This window comes from Mesorhizobium sp. M7A.F.Ca.CA.003.01.2.1 (assembly GCF_003998945.1).
Classification (GTDB): domain Bacteria; phylum Pseudomonadota; class Alphaproteobacteria; order Rhizobiales; family Rhizobiaceae; genus Mesorhizobium; species Mesorhizobium ciceri.
The window spans coordinates 1-676 of sequence record NZ_RZRA01001533.1 but is presented as its reverse complement, the minus strand read 5'-3'; the positions used below and the strand labels follow the sequence as shown (position 1 = coordinate 676).

1 protein-coding gene and 1 pseudogene are annotated in these 676 nt (G+C 60.4%); one reads left to right on the top strand and one right to left on the bottom strand.

All coding sequences use genetic code 11. From position 1 onward, the window contains the following. The coding region (locus EN969_RS34005) for a HisA/HisF-related TIM barrel protein (RefSeq protein ID WP_245467679.1) at window positions 1–325 on the bottom strand (325 nt) is incomplete at its 3' end. A 44-nt stretch (window positions 326–369) separates the two neighbouring features. On the opposite strand from EN969_RS34005, the pseudogene EN969_RS34000 reads away from it, so the two are divergent. Then, window positions 370–676, top strand: a pseudogene (locus EN969_RS34000) (hypothetical protein); the annotation flags it as partial.

Here is a 676-nt window from a genome sequence, read left to right as displayed (position 1 = left end):
GAACAGGAGACAGCGAGCGTTCGGCAAGCGCCGCCAAAAGTGTCTTTTCGTCGGCCACGCCGGCATCGACCCAAAGTTCCGGCGGCTCCGCCATCGTCCTCAGCCGGGCGAGTGCGTCGCTGTTTGGCGCTCCGCCTTCGATAGCGTCCAGATCTGCGATGTAGAAGGTGGAAAAAGGATAAAGCCCACGCAGTCCTTCAGCGACCGCGACCACATCAGGGCTTCGGCTGAGCGGCGTAACGATCGGCCTGTAGCGATCGCGTTTTCCCTGCTGGGCGCGAACCACCACGCCGTCTTTCAGGTCGAGAACCGGAATGATACGCAACGCTTTTTCACCGACCAATTGCCCCCGTCATGAAAGCTTGAAGCGTGGAAAAAAGAAAGGGCATCATTGCCGGTTTCGACATTGGCGGCGCGCATCTGAAGGTGACCCGCGCACAAGACGGTCGCATCGTCGAGGCGGTAACGATCGCAACGCCGCTCTGGCAAGGGTTGGACAAGCTGGCTTCAGCCCTCGACGAAACGGCTCCGATCTACGCGGGTGCGGATCTCAACGCATTCACCATGACGGGCGAACTGTCGGACATCTTTCCGTCCCGCGATGCCGGCGTGGCGGCTCTGCTGGGTCAGATTTCCACCCATTTCCCCGCAGACAAAAAGCTGGTCTATGCCGGAC